This window comes from Pontiella desulfatans (assembly GCF_900890425.1).
Classification (GTDB): domain Bacteria; phylum Verrucomicrobiota; class Kiritimatiellia; order Kiritimatiellales; family Pontiellaceae; genus Pontiella; species Pontiella desulfatans.
The window spans coordinates 1,140,849-1,157,309 of sequence record NZ_CAAHFG010000003.1 but is presented as its reverse complement, the minus strand read 5'-3'; the positions used below and the strand labels follow the sequence as shown (position 1 = coordinate 1,157,309).

General features: G+C 60.3%; 13 protein-coding genes. 5 read left to right on the top strand and 8 right to left on the bottom strand.

The window, feature by feature from the left end; genetic code table 11:
- Window positions 1–17: 17 nt before the first annotated feature.
- From E9954_RS25230 to E9954_RS25200, 7 genes are all read right to left on the bottom strand, one after another.
- Window positions 18–1,001, bottom strand: coding sequence for an NAD(P)-dependent oxidoreductase (locus tag E9954_RS25230; protein ID WP_222847313.1), 984 nt, complete (start codon window positions 999–1,001; stop codon window positions 18–20).
- Between the two features lie 130 nt (window positions 1,002–1,131).
- Window positions 1,132–2,841, bottom strand: a complete 1,710-nt coding sequence (gene recJ / locus E9954_RS25225; protein ID WP_136082034.1) for a single-stranded-DNA-specific exonuclease RecJ — start codon at window positions 2,839–2,841, stop codon at window positions 1,132–1,134.
- Window positions 2,842–2,869: 28 nt separating this feature from the next.
- Window positions 2,870–4,264 carry a nucleotidyltransferase family protein gene (locus tag E9954_RS25220; protein WP_168442593.1) on the bottom strand — a complete coding sequence of 465 codons (1,395 nt, stop codon included), beginning with the start codon at window positions 4,262–4,264 and terminating at the stop codon, window positions 2,870–2,872.
- A gap of 27 nt (window positions 4,265–4,291) precedes the next feature.
- Window positions 4,292–4,633: an STAS domain-containing protein gene (locus E9954_RS25215; RefSeq protein ID WP_136082032.1), complete on the bottom strand. Its 342-nt coding sequence runs from the start codon at window positions 4,631–4,633 to the stop codon at window positions 4,292–4,294.
- A gap of 11 nt (window positions 4,634–4,644) precedes the next feature.
- Window positions 4,645–5,379: a sugar transferase gene (locus E9954_RS25210; RefSeq protein ID WP_222847312.1), complete on the bottom strand. Its 735-nt coding sequence runs from the start codon at window positions 5,377–5,379 to the stop codon at window positions 4,645–4,647.
- On the bottom strand, window positions 5,380–7,020 hold the full coding sequence (locus E9954_RS25205; protein ID WP_136082031.1) for an ATP-binding SpoIIE family protein phosphatase: 1,641 nt from the start codon (window positions 7,018–7,020) through the stop codon (window positions 5,380–5,382). It lies immediately after the preceding gene.
- 2 nt (window positions 7,021–7,022) lie between these two features.
- Window positions 7,023–7,373 carry an Hpt domain-containing protein gene (locus tag E9954_RS25200; protein WP_168442592.1) on the bottom strand — a complete coding sequence of 117 codons (351 nt, stop codon included), beginning with the start codon at window positions 7,371–7,373 and terminating at the stop codon, window positions 7,023–7,025.
- 252 nt (window positions 7,374–7,625) lie between these two features.
- Between E9954_RS25200 and ligA the strand changes: the two genes are divergently transcribed.
- From ligA to E9954_RS25175, 5 genes are all read left to right on the top strand, one after another.
- Complete coding sequence (ligA, locus tag E9954_RS25195) at window positions 7,626–9,674, top strand: NAD-dependent DNA ligase LigA (RefSeq protein ID WP_136082029.1); 2,049 nt, start codon at window positions 7,626–7,628, stop codon at window positions 9,672–9,674.
- Window positions 9,674–10,270 (top strand): hypothetical protein, encoded by a 597-nt coding sequence (locus E9954_RS25190; protein ID WP_136082028.1) that lies wholly within the window; start codon window positions 9,674–9,676, stop codon window positions 10,268–10,270. Before ligA ends, E9954_RS25190 begins: the two co-directional genes overlap by 1 nt.
- Before the next feature lie 461 nt (window positions 10,271–10,731).
- The gene (locus E9954_RS25185; RefSeq protein ID WP_136082027.1) at window positions 10,732–12,288 is read left to right on the top strand and encodes an L-serine ammonia-lyase, iron-sulfur-dependent, subunit alpha; all 1,557 of its coding nucleotides are present in this window, start codon (window positions 10,732–10,734) and stop codon (window positions 12,286–12,288) included.
- A complete protein-coding gene (locus tag E9954_RS25180) occupies window positions 12,236–13,672 on the top strand; it encodes a sulfatase family protein (protein WP_136082026.1) in 1,437 nt (478 codons plus the stop codon). Before E9954_RS25185 ends, E9954_RS25180 begins: the two co-directional genes overlap by 53 nt.
- Window positions 13,673–13,729: 57 nt before the next feature.
- Window positions 13,730–15,436 carry a hypothetical protein gene (locus tag E9954_RS25175; protein WP_136082025.1) on the top strand — a complete coding sequence of 569 codons (1,707 nt, stop codon included), beginning with the start codon at window positions 13,730–13,732 and terminating at the stop codon, window positions 15,434–15,436.
- Window positions 15,437–15,666: 230 nt separating this feature from the next.
- Here E9954_RS25175 and E9954_RS25170 read toward each other — a convergent pair whose 3' ends face one another.
- Window positions 15,667–16,452: a sulfatase/phosphatase domain-containing protein gene (locus E9954_RS25170; protein WP_136082024.1), complete on the bottom strand. Its 786-nt coding sequence runs from the start codon at window positions 16,450–16,452 to the stop codon at window positions 15,667–15,669.
- Window positions 16,453–16,461: the final 9 nt, after the last annotated feature.

Sequence of the window (16,461 nt, the reverse complement as noted above, 5' to 3'; positions counted from 1 at the left end):
TTTGCATGCCTTCCATACTAGGCCATCGACCTTACGGTTTCCAGATCCACTTCATGTTTCAACGCTTCGCCGGCGGCCAAGCGCTTGTATTCGTCAACCATATAGTCGGCCATGCGCCGCAGCTCGGTTCCCTTGGAACCTGCAATGTGCCCGCTCAACAGAATATTCGGCACGGTATAGAGTTCCGACCCATCGACCGGGGGCTCCGGGTGCTGGACGTCGAGCAACGCGGTCAGGTCCGGGCGCTCCTTCATCACCTGGATCAGCTCGGGTTCGTTGACCTGGCGGCCGCGGCCGACGTTGATGAAGGTGGCGCTGTCGAGCATGCTGCCGAACAGCTTGCCGTCGAAGACGCCGACGTTGTCGTCGCGGTCGGGGAACAGGTTGACCACGGCCACCGAGGTGGAGAACGCCTCTTCAAGCGAAACCGTCCGGTTGGACTCGCGCGAGGGCACCACGACGACCTCGAGCTTGTGGTGCGCGAGCAGTGCCTGGAGATGGTTCGAGATGGTGCCGTTGCCGAGGATGGAAACGCGGTTGTCGTAGTTGCCGTGCCCACGGTGGTTGTTGCCCATGAAGGTGGAGTCGTGGTCGACGCACTCGCGGCTGTTGCGCCAGAACCCGGCACCGGCGAGCAGCACCTGCGCCAACGCCAGTTCGGCCACCGGAACCCCGTTGGCTTCGATGGCGCTGCACACCTTGATCCCGCGCTCGAGGTAGGGAACGGCAAAGTTTTTCACGGAACCGGCGGCATAAAGGATCGCCTTGAGATTGGGCAACCGGTCGATTTGCTCCTCCGTCAGATCCAGCATGCGCCAGGTGCAGAAGACCACCTCCAGATCCTGGAGATTCCCCACCTCGTCCTCAAAATTGTCTGGCGTAACCAGGACGGGATACAAATCGGATATTTCAGCGACCAATTGCTGGCGGTCCGCATAGACCTGATCCACCATGTCGGTGTTGCCCACCGGATCCACCCTGTTAAAAAATGCCGTCTTCATTATTTCTACCTCTGCCATCGGGTTAACGTTGCCAAGCGCCTGTTCCTTTGCGCCATTCATGAAGTATCTATATATAGTCGCTTAACCCTGGCAAGGCCACCGGCCATCTGGTTTCCCTGTTAACCCCGGCCTATCCGGACGCCCGGATGTCCTGAACCTGCAACTGCAGGCTGGAGTTGCCCATCCACTGGTTTTCCTTGAGCGTGAAGGCCACATCGACCTCGCCGGCGGGCAGGTTTTCCAGCGGATAGTTGAAGGCGATGGCATCGAAGGTTTCCCCGGCGGCCACCAGCGAGAGTTTCAGGTGGTTTTGCCCCACCACGCGGGGGCTGCCCGACACCCGCAGCCGCCGCACGGCCCAGACCGGTTCGGGGTTTTCCTGCCCGAAGGGATAGAGCCGCTTCAGCTGTTCCAGGAAATCCCAATCCACCTCTTCGGGCGCCACCTCCGCATCGATGTGCAGCACGGGCGAAAGGTCGGTTTCGCCGAGGGTTGCGGCCACGGCGGCATTGAAGGCGGCCTTGAAGGCCTCCAGTTCACCGGGTTTCACTTCGAGCCCGGCCGCCATTTTGTGGCCGCCGAATTTGGACAGGCATACCTCGCAGGCCAGCAAGCCTTCGAGCAGGTTGTATTCGTCGATGCTGCGGCACGAGCCGCGCGCGGAGCCATCCTCCTCGATTCCCATGATGATGGCGGGGCGGTTGTAGTGGCGGGCCACGCGCGAGGCAACAATGCCGACCACCCCCGGATGCCACCCCTCCCTGGCAACGACGAGTCCAAAGTTTTTCCCGGCGGAAAAATATTCATCGATCTCCGCAAAGGCCTCGTCGGCCATTTCGCGCTCGATGCGCCGCCGCTCGGCGTTGGTGTCGTCGAGCAGCTTGGCGATGCGCTGCGCTTCGCCGGCATCGTTGGTCACCAGCAGTTGCAGGGCCTGCATCGGCTGGCCAATCCGGCCGGCGGCATTGATGCGCGGCGCGAGCTGGAAGCCGAGTTGGAAGGTATCGGCCTCCCCCTTCACGCCGGCGACGTCTTTGAGGGCCTGGAGCCCGACCCATCGGGTCCACCCGAGCTGGGCCAGGCCGTGGCGCACGAGGATGCGGTTTTCGCCCACCAGCGGAACAATGTCGGCCACGGTGCCGAGCGCGACAATATCAAGATAGTTTCGCAGTTCGAGCTGGATGGCCGCAGGCTTCCCCTGCCCCCGCCCAAGCTTGACGAGCGCATGGGCCAACTTGAAGGCCACCCCGACCCCCGACAGGTTTTCGAGATCGGGTTGATCGCCCAGCTTGGGGTTGATCAAGGCATAGGCCGGGGCCGTTGTTTCCTCCGGCTCGTGGTGGTCGGTAACGATGACATCGATGCCGAGTTGCTGGGCGTAGGCCACGCTCCCGACCGAATTCACGCCGCAATCGACGGAAACCACGACCGTTGAACCATGTTCGGCGAGGCAGCGTTCGAGGGCATCCTGCGAAAGGCCGTAGCCTTCATCGAGCCGGTCGGGAATGAACGCCCGCACCCGCCCCCCAAGGGCGGTGAGAATACGGGTGAGCAGCGCCGAGGAGGTGACGCCGTCCACATCGTAGTCGCCGAATACGGTAATGGATTCCTGCCCGTCGATCGCCGCCCACAGCCGGACGGCCGCCTTTTCCATGTCGGGCAGCAGGAAGGGATCGGACAGCCCGGACAGGCGGGGATTCATGAACGCGCCAACCCCGTCCGCATCGTGGAACCCGCGTTGCACCAGCACACGCGCAATCGGAAGCGGGAGCCGGGCCTGGGCGGCGATGGACTCGGCGAGCGGCAGGTCGGTTGGATGGATGTTCCACTGTTTGGGCATGGTTCGATCTTCCAATCGGGAAATAGGATTATTGCCGACCGGCCGAGAGGAAACGGGTTAAGAGGGCTTTGATCAGGATCTTGAGGTCTTCATAGAGCGACCGGATATGGGCGTACCAGAGTGAATCGATCAGGCGATCGGATTCCTTGTTATAGTCCTGGTAGCAGAATACGCCGGGATAATATTGGCGCAGCTGCTTGACGATCTCGCCGTCTTCCGGATGGCGCATGGGGGGCTGGCCGCAGAGAAAGAGCCGCCCACGCAACACCAGCAGGATCCAGGGGAAGCGATCGAGCGAAAAGCTGCGGAACAGGCGATAGGCCACCGATTTCTTGTTTAGGACCTTGCGGAAAACCGGAAGCTTGATGTAGCCGGTGCGGGGATCGTGGAACGATTCCAGGCTGAACCGCCCGACACGGATGAGCTTCACGATGGGATACAGGATGCAGAACGGAACAACCTGCACCAGAGCCAAACCAAGGGCCACGAACCAGAGGATGACGTAGCGGAGGAGGTCTTCCGTCCGCGTCTCGGTCCGGTTTCGCGCAATCAGCCAGGAGTCGTCGATTTGCACCATGGTGCCGTCGCTGGGGTCGATCACCCGGTTGCCGGCCACGATCTTGTTGCGGATTTCCAGGTTGCGGCCAATGTAGGTGTCGTCGAGGACAAGGCAGTCGGCCAGCTCGCTGTGGGCATCGACAATCACATGGTTGCCCACCACGGCATTGGCCCCCACGGTGGTCATTGCGCCGAAGCGGCAGTCGTCGCCCACCATGATGGGGGCCACGAGATGGCTCGAAGGCGGCGTCCGGACGTTGTAGCCGATCGAACTGCCATCGTTTGCGGAAAAGCCCGCCGTGACATAGCGGGAGAATTCGCCGGCGATCATTTTCATGTTCAGGTCGAAATAGGCGGCCGCGGAATCGATGGCAAAGGGGTGGAGATGGATCTGCTCGAGCCCATGGCCGGAACCGGGTTGCCCCTCCAGCAGGGCCTCCACACCGTTACCGGTTGAAGAAAACAGGAAATGGATTTCGCCGTGGAAGTCATGTCGGCAAGCATCGAGCGCTTTGAATCCGGATGGACTAAACGCCTGCCTGCGCCGCATGAAAAACGGATGGCCGAGGTAGAACAGGCCATCGCGGCAGAGCGCGGAAATGGAACGCAGGTATCCGGCCGGCGATTCGCTGGGGCGCGCAAAGATATACTGCACGTCCACATTCCACCGGTCGCCGTTCCGCACGAAATCCTCGATCGCCTTGGCCTCGTCGCCCCCCAGGATCAACTGGACGGACTTGATGCCCTGGTCGGTGCACGCCTCCAGCCAATAGTCCAGCAGGGGACGGTTGGCAACCGGCAGCATGGGCCAGGGCACATCCCCGAAGGGTTCTGCCCAGGCACATGCAGTTGAGGTATTGAGCACGGCAATCATCGGAGCGGGAGACGGAAACTATTCAAACGCCTTCAGGGCGTCATCCACCGTATCGTAGATTTCGAAGACCTTGTAGGCCCGGGTGATTTCGAAGACCATGCGCGGTTTTTTCTGGAGTTCCGCAATCTTCATGTCGCCCCCCTTTTCACTCACGCGCTTCAGCACGGCGATCAGGGTTCCCAATCCCGCCGAGTCCATGAAATCGACCTTCCCGAGGTCGAGCACGAAGTCCTTCACATCGCCTTCCGCTTCCTGCCAGCCGGCAAGTTGGTCGCGGAATGCATCCACCGTGGCGGCCGTGAGCGCCTGGTCGACCTGCACGACGCCAATCCCGTTTTGTTTGGTACAAGTTACCACCATATCAATTCTCCCTAATAAGCCCCGCGGCCGAACAACACGGCGGGGATGGTTTTCAGCATGATTACAATATCCTTGAAGATGCTCTGGCTCTGTATGTACTGCATATCCAGGCCGACCTGCTGGTCGAACGGCAGGTCGGAGCGGCCGCCGATCTGCCATAGGCAGGTGAGGCCCGGCTTGACGTGCAGGCGCTTGCGGTCGGCCAGCGAATAGGCCTTGACCTCCTCCGGCAAGGGCGGGCGCGGCCCGACCAGCGAGAGATCGCCCACGAGCACGTTGAAGAACTGCGGGATCTCGTCGATGCTGGATCGCCGCATGAACCGGCCGCAACGCAGTACGCGCGGATCGTCCTTGAGCTTGAAATTGATTTCGTCCTGTAGATCGTTTTGCTTGCGCAGCTCCGATTTCAACTCCTCCGCCCCATTGACCATCGAGCGGAACTTGTGGAACCGGAACTCCTTACCGTTGAGACCCACGCGCTTCTGCGTGTAGATGACCGGGAAGCCATCCTCGACCAGGATGCAAAGCGCCGCCATCAGGAACAACGGGAAAAGCACCACCAGCGCGACCAAGCTGGCTACGATGTCGATCATGCGCTTGAACACGAGCAGACTGCGCAGCATGCCTTCCCAAAAAACCAAACGGAAGCGCTGCTTCAGTTTCAGGATCTGAACATCCGCCTTGGTGACGGGTATATCCATCCGGGCAAACATTTCTCGCCTGGCCTTATAAACCGGTCGTTCCATCTATTCCTCCTCCCCGTCGATGATGGTGCAATAGGTCAGGTTCTGCATCTGCACCCGGTAGCGTTCGATGCGGTCGGTGATGGCGTTGGTGATGGCCAGGCCCCGACCGCGCTCTCCCATGTAGGCTTCGTCCAGCTCGCGGTTCAACGCCTCCTCCAAATCCCATTCGGTCCCCTCGTCACGCAGCACCAGCTGGCACACGCGCCCATCGATGCGCAGCTGGAGCCAGAACGAATCGTCCTCGTCCAAGCCGCCATGGTCCACCAGGTTCGCCCCCAGCTCCATCACCAGCAGGCGCAGCATTGCGGCGGTCTCCGGCGAGATGCCCTGCGACACCGCCGCCGATTCCGCCTGCTTTGCCGTATCCGACACGAGATAAATATTCCGCGGCACCGTCTGCTCAACCACGATCTTGAGCGGATCGAGCATGTGGATGGAAATCGCGGTGCAGTCGTCGCCCGCAATGTCGTAGTGGTGCGCCTCGACCTGGTCGAGCAGTTCGGCCGCCTTGTCCGACAACTCCGGCCGGGCCACCACCTCGGAATAGATCTTCGCCATGCACTCCCCGCACTCCTCGCCGGTGGCCCGGTGGCGTGCCTCGAGCAAGCCGTCGGTGAAGAGCAGCAGATAGGAGTTGCCCTCGTCCCGGATCACGATTTCGTCCTTCTCGCCATAGGGCCGTTCCGACCCAAATGGAAAGCCGATCGGCGCTCCGCCGCGCACCTTGAAAACCGCCGTATCAACCGGAACACCGTTGCGGATGAATACCGGGTTCGGGTGCCCGCAGTTCATGCAGCGCCACTTGAGGGTTTCCGGATCGTGGATGGCCATGAACATGGTGGCGAAATAGGAGGGGTTGTCGATGCGCCGGCGGATCACCATGTTCAACGCGTTGCAAACGGCGGCGGGCCCCTGGTCGGCATAGCGGTGGATCATCTCGCTGGCGGTCGCCTTCAGCAGCGAGGCAATCATCGCCGGCGCCACCCCATGGCCCGAAACGTCGGCCACATAGACGCAATGCTTGCCGTCCGGCAACGGGATGATGTCGAACGCATCACCGCCCACATCCATGCAAGGACGGTAGGCTATGCGCACCTCGAAGCGGTGCGAGAAATGGGGGATGTCGGAAAAGAGCGAACGCTGGATGGTGCCGGCCAGTTCGAGATCCCGCGAAACGCGGTTGTTCCACTTGGTGAGTTCGTCGTTGCTCTTCTTCAGCGCCAGGGCATTGCCCACGCGCAGCACCAGTTCGCGCGGGTTGAAAGGCTTGCGGATATAGTCCATCGCCCCAAGCTCGAAACCGGTCTCGATATCCTCGATTTTCGATTTCGCCGTCACCATGATGACCGGGATATCCGCCGTTCGCGGTTCGTCGCGCAACAAGCCGCACAGCTCGAAACCATCCATCTGCGGCATCATGACATCCACCAGAATCAAATCCGGCGTCTTCTGGAAAGCAACCGACAACCCCGACGGGCCGTCATCGGCATCGAACACTTCGCACCCGCGCGCCTCGAGCAGCTTGCGCAGATAGAGGCGGTTCGGCAACTCGTCGTCCACCACCAGCACCCGGCCGGACAGGTTTTGCAAGAGGCGTGATGTTGTTTTTCCAGAAAGACTGGTTTGGTCGGTCGAAATCATGCCTAGTCCAGTGTCGCCATCCAACGGGCCATGGCATCGACCATGGGCTTCGCATCGGCAAGGCGTTCATCCTTGGCCAGGTTTTCCACCTCCAGCCCCAGCACCGAGATTTCCGGCAGCCCCATGGTTCCGCCCATGCCCTTGATGGAATGGGCCGCCATGCGCACCATTTCCAGATCGGCTTGGGCGATGCCGTCCTGCAGCTCGCCCGTCAGGCGGCGGATCTCCTCAATGAAGACCTCGACCAACTCATCGTCCACTTCATCCGTATCGACCACAAACTGATCGATGCGGGAATCCAGATTGGGGATCAACTCCGCCACCCACTCGACGTTTCCAGGAATATTCGCCATATTTTCCTCCAGCATAAAAATGTTGTTCAAGAACCTTAAGATCATATCAGCATTCAGAATGGAGGCAAATCCGCAGTCGATCAATTTCCCGCCCCCGTTTTGCCGCCCCCACCGAACATCATACTTATGCAAGTATGATCAGACCACCTGTTGCCCCAGGCACATTATACCGACCGCGATTGACCCGATTTGCCTGATTCGGTAAGTTCACCGGCATGATCGCCCCAACCCGAACACCAGGATCCGCCAAACATGACAACAGATGACCCCAAGCAACGCATCATGAAGCTGCGCACGGAGATCGAGCGGCACAACCGCCTCTACTACATCGACGCCGCGCCCGAAATCACCGATCGCGAATACGACGCGCTGCTGCAGTCGCTGGACGAGCTCGAAAAGCGGTTCCCGGAATTCGCCAGCGCCACCTCCCCCACCCAACGCGTCGGCGGCGCGCCGCTGGATCGTTTCGAGAACGTCCAACATGCCGTCCCGATGATGAGCCTCTCGAACACCTACTCGAAAGAGGAACTGGTGGAGTTCGACCGCCGCATCCGCAGACTGATCCCGGAAGAGACCTTCGACTACATCCTCGAACCGAAGATCGACGGGGTTGCGATTTCGCTGCGCTATGAAGACGGAGAACTGGTGCGCGCGGTGACGCGGGGCGACGGCGCCACCGGCGACGATGTGACCTCCAACGTTCGCACGATCAATTCCATCCCCCTGCGCCTGTCCGACCTAATGCCCCCCGCCGTGCTGGAAGTACGCGGCGAAATCTACATGGACACCGCCGGCTTCGCCAAACTGAACGAAGAGCGGCAGGAAGCCGGACAGGAACCGTTTGCCAACCCGCGCAACGCCTGCGCCGGGTCCCTCAAACTGCTCGACCCGCGCGAAGTGGCCAAGCGCCCGCTCGATGCCATTTTCTATGCAACCGGCCAGCTCGACGGCATCGCCTTCGACACCCATGAACAAATGCTCCAGACCTTGAAGGGTTACGGATTGCGCATTACACCAAACTATTGGCTTAACGATACAATCGAGGAAATCCTCGACCAGCTCGATGCCCTCGAAGCCCTGCGCCACGAATTCCCGTTCGAGATGGACGGCGGCGTCATCAAAGTGAACGAGCGGCGGCTTTACGAGGACCTCGGCTACACGGCCAAAAGCCCGCGCTGGGCCGTGGCCTACAAATACGAACCGGAACAGGCCGAAACCACGCTGCATGCGATCTCCATCCAGGTGGGCCGCACGGGCGTTCTCACCCCCGTGGCGGAATTGGAACCGGTGCAGCTGGCCGGCACCACCGTCAAGCGCGCAACCCTGCACAACGAGGATGAGATCCGGCGCAAGGACATCAAGGTCGGCGACCGCGTGATTATCGAGAAGGCCGGCGAAATTATTCCGGCCGTGGTGAACGTCGTGAAAGAGAAGCGAACGGGGGCCGAAACCGAATTCCGCATGCCGACCGCCTGTCCGGTCTGCGGAAGCGAAGTGGAAAAGCGCGAGGGCGAGGTTGCCCTGCGTTGCATCAACCTCCAATGCCCGGCCCAGGTCAAAAGCTGGCTCACCCATTTCGCATCGCGCGGGGCGATGGACATCAATGGCCTCGGCGAATCGCTGGTTGAGCAACTGGTGGATGGCGGACTCGTCAAGAACCCCGCCGAGCTATACGCGCTGCAAAAGATTGAAGTGCTCGGACTCGAGCGCATGGGCGAGAAATCGGCCGAGAATCTCATCAAAGGCATCGAGGAGAGCAAGAAGCGCCCGTTCGAGAAAGTGCTGTTCGGCCTAGGCATCCGGCACGTGGGCAAGGGCGCGGCCTCCATACTGGCCAAGGAGTTCAAGAACATCGATGCGTTGATGGCCGCCGACATCCAACGCCTGGAAACCATTCACGACATCGGCCCCATCGTCGGGAAATCGGTTGTGGAATATTTCGTGTCCGATCAAGCCCGGGGCGTGCTCAACCAGCTTCGCGAAGCCGGCGTAAACTTCGAACAGGCGCAGGCCGGCGGCAGCAATGAACTGGAAGGCCTGACCTTCGTGCTCACCGGTTCCATGGAATCGATGTCGCGCGAGGAAGCGGGCGACAAGATCCAGGCGCGCGGCGGCAAGGTCAGCGGTAGCGTCTCGAAAAAAACCAGCTACCTCGTGGCCGGGGAGAGCGCGGGATCGAAGCTGGCGAAGGCGGAAAAGCTGGGCGTGACCATCCTTAGCGAGGAGCAGCTGCTGGCCCTGCTCGGCTCCGACGAAAAACTCAAGGATCAAAAGGCCGGCCAGCTGGGATTCGAGTTCTGATGTATGTCCGCAAGTCAGCGCCCGGGGTACGGAATGGTACGGTTCAGAAAAAGAACAACCACACGTATACCTACGCCGACAAGTTCGTGATCAGCCGCAATACGGCCTGGCGCGGCTACCGGCACGTCGTTACGAAACGCGACGTGCACGACTTCCTCGAAATCGTCCCCGACTGGGAGCACGGCCACCATGGGGTCGAGTGCATCCATCTCTCCGGGGGCAGCAAGGAGGTGTGGGGATCATACAAATATTTCTACGATACGCGGACGGGGATCATCATCCTGCCGGCGTGGCACAAGGAGTTTTGGTTCGACATCAACGCGTGGTATTTCGAGAAAAACCGCTACATCTTCGAAAAGCTACGGCTAAGTTACGATAGGAATGGGGACGACTACCACTGCCGCTTCACGACTAAAAAGGCCAAGGCCTTCATGCTGCTGCATGTATTCCTGCACGAGCTCGGGCACCATTTGGATCGGATGAACACCAAGGCCCGCAAGGAACCGGTGAGGGGCGAGGAGTTTGCCGATCAATATGCCGACCAAACCTGCGAACGAATCTGGGACGCCTACTGCGACCGCTTTGGACAACCCTAACCGCCCCACAACTGGAGGGGCGCACAGCTCGGATGGAACCTCGCCCTCCCAATGTGGAGCGGGCTTTCTTGCCTGCTCATGGCCGGGCTGGGCAGGACTTTGGCAAAATGATTTAGAGCAAAATGATTCTCGGTGCGGACGGAGAGATTTTACAGGACGATTAATGACAGGACTATTTCCGGTGCGGGCGCAGGGGAAATTAGTGTTCATTCGCGGTTAAGCAAATGATCCTGTCATTCCATTATCCTGTCTTGTGAATTTTACGCCTCCTCGTGGCCATCCCAACGCCTGCGCTGCCTTGCTGGAGGGGCGCACGCCGTGCGCCCGGGCGGACGGCGTCCGCCCCTCCACGCCCGGCTCGGATGCAACCTCGCCCTCCAGCTTCGGGGCGGTGGGCGGACCCCATGGAAAACCTGATGCCAAAGCTTGGGGAGCGATGGGTTGCCATGCATACTCACCGAATGATCGTTAGCATATTCAATGATGTGATCGGCCCGGTGATGCGCGGCCCTTCGAGTTCCCACTGCGCCGCCGCCCTGCGCATCGGCCGCCTCGCGCGCGAGCTGATGGACGGGGACTTCAACGACGTGCTGGTGGAGTTCGACCGCGCCGGCTCGCTGCCGACCACGCACGATACGCAGGGCTCCGACATGGGGCTCTTCGGCGGCCTGCTGGGATGGGATGCGGCCGACGAACGGCTGCCTACTTCGGCGCAGGCGCTGCGCGAGGCCGGCGTAGGCGTTTGCATTGAAACCGTCGATGCGGGCGACCCCCACCCGAACACCTATCGGCTCACCCTGAAGAGCGATAAGGAAACCCGCTCCCTACGCGCCATCTCAACCGGCGGCGGCAGCATCGAGGTGATCGATCTCGACGGATTCGCCATTTCGATGACGGGCGATTGCTGCGAAACCCTGGTCTGGGCCGACGGGCCGGTTGAAGGCATCCTCGCCCGGCTAAAGGATTTCGAGGCCGACGAGATTCTCGTCCATGAATCCGGCGACCGGAGATTGGTTGAAATCAAGGCGGCAACTTTCATTGGCGATGAACTACCGGAGGAGCTTTGCATTAAACGGCTGAGCCCCGTGCTGCCGGTGATGTCGCGCAAGGCCATCGCAGTTCCCTTCGGCTCCTGCGCCGAAATGCTGGAACATGACGCCGGACGCGGCACCCCGTTGTGGCGGCTGGCCGTGGACTATGAAATGGCGCGCGGCGGCCTGACGGAGGACGAGGTGATTGCCCAGATGGCCGGGATTGTCCGGATCGTTCGGCGTTCGATTGCCGAAGGCATTGCCGGGACGGAATACAACGACCGCATCCTCGGCCACCAGAGTGGTCGCTTCGATGAAATGATGCACAGCGGCGCGTTGCTCGACGGCGGCGCATTGAACCGTATCGTGCTCTATGTGACGGCGTTGATGGAGGTGAAGAGTTCGATGGGCGTCATTGTCGCCGCGCCGACGGCGGGCGCCTGCGCGGCACTGCCGGGTGCGGTGGTTGCGATGGCGGAAGCGATGGGGCTCGACGAAGAGGCGATGGCGAAGGCGCTGCTGGCCGCCGGCTTGATTGGCGTTTTCATCACGACCCGGTGGACGTTCGCCGCGGAGGTCGGCGGCTGCCAGGCGGAAGGCGGATCGGCGTCGAGCATGGCGGCCGCCGCATTGGTTACCCTGGCCGGCGGATCGTTGCAACAGGCCGTGGCGGCGGCATCGATGGCGCTCCAGAACCTGATCGGACTGGTCTGCGATCCGGTGGCCAACCGGGTGGAGGTTCCGTGCCTCGGCAAAAACGTGGTTGCGGCAAGCAACGCTCTCTCCTGCGCCAACATGGCCTTGGCGGGGTTCGATCCGGTGATTCCGCTCGACGAAGTGATCGATACCGCCCGGCGGGTCGGAAACCAGATGCCGCGCGAGCTGCGCTGCACCAACCTCGGCGGCCTCTCCACCACCCCGACCGCCAAGGTGCTTGAAGAAAAACTATCGGCGCGCCGCTCCGGATGCGGAGGCTGCGGGCAGTAAACAGGACGGAACCAATATGAAAACACTCACCCGGCAACAATTCATAAAGGTTGCGGCGGCGGCGATGCCCGCGGCCCTCGCAACCAACCAGGCCTTCCCGGCTCCGGCGCCGGGCCGGCGCCCCAACCTCGTGTTTGTCTTTGCGGACCAGATGCGCGCATCCGCCCTGGGCTGCATGGGCAACCCACAGGTGATTACCCCGAACCTGGACCGCCTGGCCGGCGAGGGCCTGCTGGTGACGAACGCGGTTTCGGCCCAACCCGTCTGCACGCCCTATCGCGCCCACCTCATGACCGGCCGCTACGGCCACACGACCGGCGTGATCCATAACGATATCCGGCTGCCGGACGACGAAACGGTGATCGCCGAACGGATGAGGCAAGGGGGCTATGCCACGGGCTATATCGGCAAATGGCACCTGGCCGGAAACCGCAACAACCCCGTGGATGCAACCAACCGGCGCGGTTGGGATTTCTGGGCGGTCCGCAATTGCTCGCACCAGCATTCCGCGCCGCAATATTGGCTGAACGACGCCACGGAACCGGTGGTGGTCCCCGGCTGGGAACCGGAGGTGCAGACCGACCTGGCCCTCGAATTCATCCAGCGGAAAAAGCGGGAGCCCTTCTGCCTGTTCGTTTCATTCGGGCCGCCGCACAATCCGTACAAGGCGCCGGAAAAACATACCGCGATGTACCAGGGGAAAACACTGACAGCCCGGCCGAACGTGCCCAGCGGCAAGACCACCAACCTGCTTCCATACTATGCCATGGTCACCAGCCTCGACGAATGCGTGGGCCGCATCCGCGATGCCCTGGACGAAGCGGGCATTGCCGAAGACACGATCCTGGTCTTCACCTCCGACCACGGGGACATGCTGGGCTCCCAGGGCCATCGGCTGAAACAGCGGCCGTGGGAAGAGTCGATCCATATTCCGTTCATCCTGCGCTATCCGCGCAAGGTGCGGGCCGGACAGCGGCGCGACTGGATTGTCTCGTCGGTGGACGTGATGCCGACCCTGCTCGGCCTATGCGGGCTGCCGGTTCCGCCGCAGGTGCAGGGGCTCGATTATTCGGCCACGTTCACGGGGGAGTCCGATGTGGAGCGGGAGGCCGCCTTCCTCTTCAACGTCCATCAAGGCGGCGGACCGGGAACCGATTGGCGCGGCATCCGCACCAAGCAATGGTCCTATGCCTACCACTTCGCGGGCGACTGGGTGCTGTATGACCTGAAACAGGATCCCCACCAGCTTAACAACCTGATCGACGATCCAAAACATGCGGCCCGAAAAAAGGAGCTGCATCAACAACTCGAAGCCCTGCGCGCAACGCTCGGCGAGTCCCGCCCGCTCAAGGGCAAGATGCCCGCCGCCATCCAGCTGGGTTGATTTCATAGGGGTATCAAGCAAACAGACGTGAATGGATTTTAACGGGGATCAATCGATATGAAGCTACGTTGTTTTTTATTTTCAATTCTCGCATGCAGCGCGAGCGGCCAATTGGAGAAGGCCACCTTTAAACCCTATATGCACTTTGGCTATGAAACGGACTCTCCCGAAAACCACAACTATGGCGCGTTCCATTACGTCAATGTGCACAACACGCTGTACCCCGACTCGGTGGGTAGTTTTTATCAAAGCGGACTCTTCCACACCTGGTACAGGCCGGTCGAGATCTACGGCAAGGCAGACTATAGCCGCGACAGCCATGGCTACCACTGTATGGAAGGAGGCGCGGGCTATAAACCCTATCTGCATTTCCGCTCGAAACAGACCCCGCAGAAATTCACCACCGGAGCAGTCGCCGGCGGGTTCGGCTCGTTCTCGAACGGACCGGGGCAAGGCGTCCCGGCCTTTAATCGGTCCCGGAATTCGCCCACACTCGGGTGGGAGAAAAACCTGGGCCGCTACGGTGCCGCCCAGCTGAGCAATCGGCTGCTCTATCCTCTCGACGGGGTTGGATTCAAAGAAGGAACCAACAATCAAATGCTGGGCTATGGATACTTTGCCCTGCCTCTGACCGAGCCGAAGCAATCCACCGCGGGCACGGATGCCCCTTCGGGCAACTATTGCTGGACGCTCTTCTTCAACACCAGCAACTTCAGCGGCCCGGTGTGTTTTTTCACGCCGTATCACTGGGCAAAATATTCCATAGAGCATCCTCATCTGCATGGGCAATGCATGGATAGCAGCCTGCTGAAAGTGAACTCGGTCTATCAACGGGAAACCAACGTGATCCCGGCGAAACAATGGGCGGCCCCGAACGGCGATGTCTACTACCGGATTTCACCCTATACACTGCCCGTGGATACAGACGGCATCACCCGGCTTGGCTCCATGCCCATGACGTTCGACTCAACGAAGTGGAACCAGCTCGAGGCCTGGTTTGCCGGTGGCCAGCCCGCCCCCGCAAGCTTTGGCGACATTGGAAAAGAAATCCATCTCCGCCGAAGCAAACCGGCGGGCTTCAACTTCAGGATGAACAAGACCATCAGGGTGGAAACCAAAAACTTCATTGCACGAATCGAAGACCAGGATCCCTCGGCCTCGGCTTACCAGTGGAAGGGCAGGCTTGCGGAGAAAGCATATCGTTCGAATCTCGTTAAACTCCCGGAATACTATTGCCTGAAACAGGGTTCCAAACTCATTGAGGCCATTCCGGAAAACGAGGTTCCCCGTGAAAGCAAACTGACGCACGTGAAATTTCCGGAGGATGCGATGGCGGACTTTAAGTTCGACGGGTTCGCGAATGACCCCATCACAACACCCCTCAACCCGGAATATGACTACAGCGACCCCATCGTTGATGCCTGGAAAAACCCCGGACCGGTTGCAGGGCCCTTCGCGACACGGTTAAGTGATGGAAGCCAGGCGGTTTACTATTGGTATAAATTCAACGAGCAACCCGCCATTCTGAATTCATACATGGATGATGCGGAGCGCGAGTTGATTCAAAAGCGTGTGGAGCTGATCCATCGGCATTGGTCGAAGGATGATCAATACGTTCCGGATCCCGCGCAGGAGCTAGCCTCGCTGGACGAAGGATTGGTTGTCACGCCCCCGAAAGGGCTGGAAGTCGGCTATGTGCCGATCTGTGTGCATCAACAAACAGCAGGCGAACGGCTTCCTGAATTCAAAAGGGTGCGGCGATAAGGAAGCAACTGCTTTCGATCGCAAGATGGTAAGAAGTGGGAATGTAAGGGACTAGGTTTTTTCCAGGGCTGCGCCCGGAACAAAAGGCCCCGGCAGCCGATGCAAAGCCGTAGCTCGCATATCCGATGCGAGTTCCCGCTGCCCAGGAAACGCGGATCGGATATCCGCGCTACGCCGGACAACATGTTCGCTAAGGAACAACATGTTGTTCTGGCCCTCCGGGGAAGGGACTAAGGCAGGACTATTGCGGAGGGGCTATCCCCCACCAGCTCCGTGGTATCGCCCAGTTCGATCCGCATGGTTTCCAGTTGTGCAGCGAGCGCCGCTTTCACCTGCTCATACTCGGCGTTATCCACCAGGTTGTTGAGCTGGTACGGATCGTTTTCCAAATTATACAAAACCCAATCGCCGCCTTCATGATAGGCATAGGTCCAGTTTTCCGTTCGGATGCCGCGCCAATCGACACCCGGCCCGGAACCGGCCTGCACGTTAAAGAGATAAACCGCGTCGCGTTCCGCGTTGGAGGTTCCGGTGAAGGTGGACGAATAGTCCACGCCCTGCAGGTTGCCGGGCACATCAATTTTACATAAGCCCAGCAGGGTCGGCATAACGTCGATCGACGAGAAGAGCCAATCGGGCTGCTGCCCGGCCGCGATGCCGCGCGGATAGCGAATGAGGAACGGAATATTGATCGATTCCTCCCACGGGCGCTGCTTCAAACTCTGCCCCAGCGAACCGAGCATATCGCCATGGTCCGAGGTGAAGACAAAGATGGTATCGTCCGACAACCCGGCGGCTTCGATCGCCGCGTCCAACCGCCCCATGTTTTCGTCGATGCTGGTGATCATCGCATAGTAGTTCAGATAGTCCGAATAACTAAAACGGGAAGCGGGGACATTCGGGCGGGGCGTGATGGCTACATCGTCATACATCGCCAAATATTCCGCGGGTGCCGCGTACGGATTGTGCGGAGGTCCCATCGAAACCATCAGGCCTGTAAAATCGATCGGGCCCATGCGACCGTA

What these genes read in the sequence shown, in the direction of transcription:
- E9954_RS25230 (WP_222847313.1), bottom strand. Translation starts at nt 1,001, where the DNA reads ATGAAGACGGCATTTTTTAACAGGGTGGATCCGGTGGGCAACACCGAC.
- E9954_RS25205 (WP_136082031.1), bottom strand. Translation starts at nt 7,020, where the DNA reads ATGATTTCGACCGACCAAACCAGTCTTTCTGGAAAAACAACATCACGC.
- E9954_RS25215 (WP_136082032.1), bottom strand. Translation starts at nt 4,633, where the DNA reads ATGGTGGTAACTTGTACCAAACAAAACGGGATTGGCGTCGTGCAGGTC.
- E9954_RS25200 (WP_168442592.1), bottom strand. Translation starts at nt 7,373, where the DNA reads ATGGCGAATATTCCTGGAAACGTCGAGTGGGTGGCGGAGTTGATCCCC.
- E9954_RS25170 (WP_136082024.1), bottom strand. Translation starts at nt 16,452, where the DNA reads ATGGGCCCGATCGATTTTACAGGCCTGATGGTTTCGATGGGACCTCCG.
- ligA (WP_136082029.1), top strand. Translation starts at nt 7,626, where the DNA reads ATGACAACAGATGACCCCAAGCAACGCATCATGAAGCTGCGCACGGAG.
- E9954_RS25210 (WP_222847312.1), bottom strand. Translation starts at nt 5,379, where the DNA reads ATGGAACGACCGGTTTATAAGGCCAGGCGAGAAATGTTTGCCCGGATG.
- recJ (WP_136082034.1), bottom strand. Translation starts at nt 2,841, where the DNA reads ATGCCCAAACAGTGGAACATCCATCCAACCGACCTGCCGCTCGCCGAG.
- E9954_RS25190 (WP_136082028.1), top strand. Translation starts at nt 9,674, where the DNA reads ATGTATGTCCGCAAGTCAGCGCCCGGGGTACGGAATGGTACGGTTCAG.
- E9954_RS25175 (WP_136082025.1), top strand. Translation starts at nt 13,730, where the DNA reads ATGAAGCTACGTTGTTTTTTATTTTCAATTCTCGCATGCAGCGCGAGC.
- E9954_RS25185 (WP_136082027.1), top strand. Translation starts at nt 10,732, where the DNA reads ATGATCGTTAGCATATTCAATGATGTGATCGGCCCGGTGATGCGCGGC.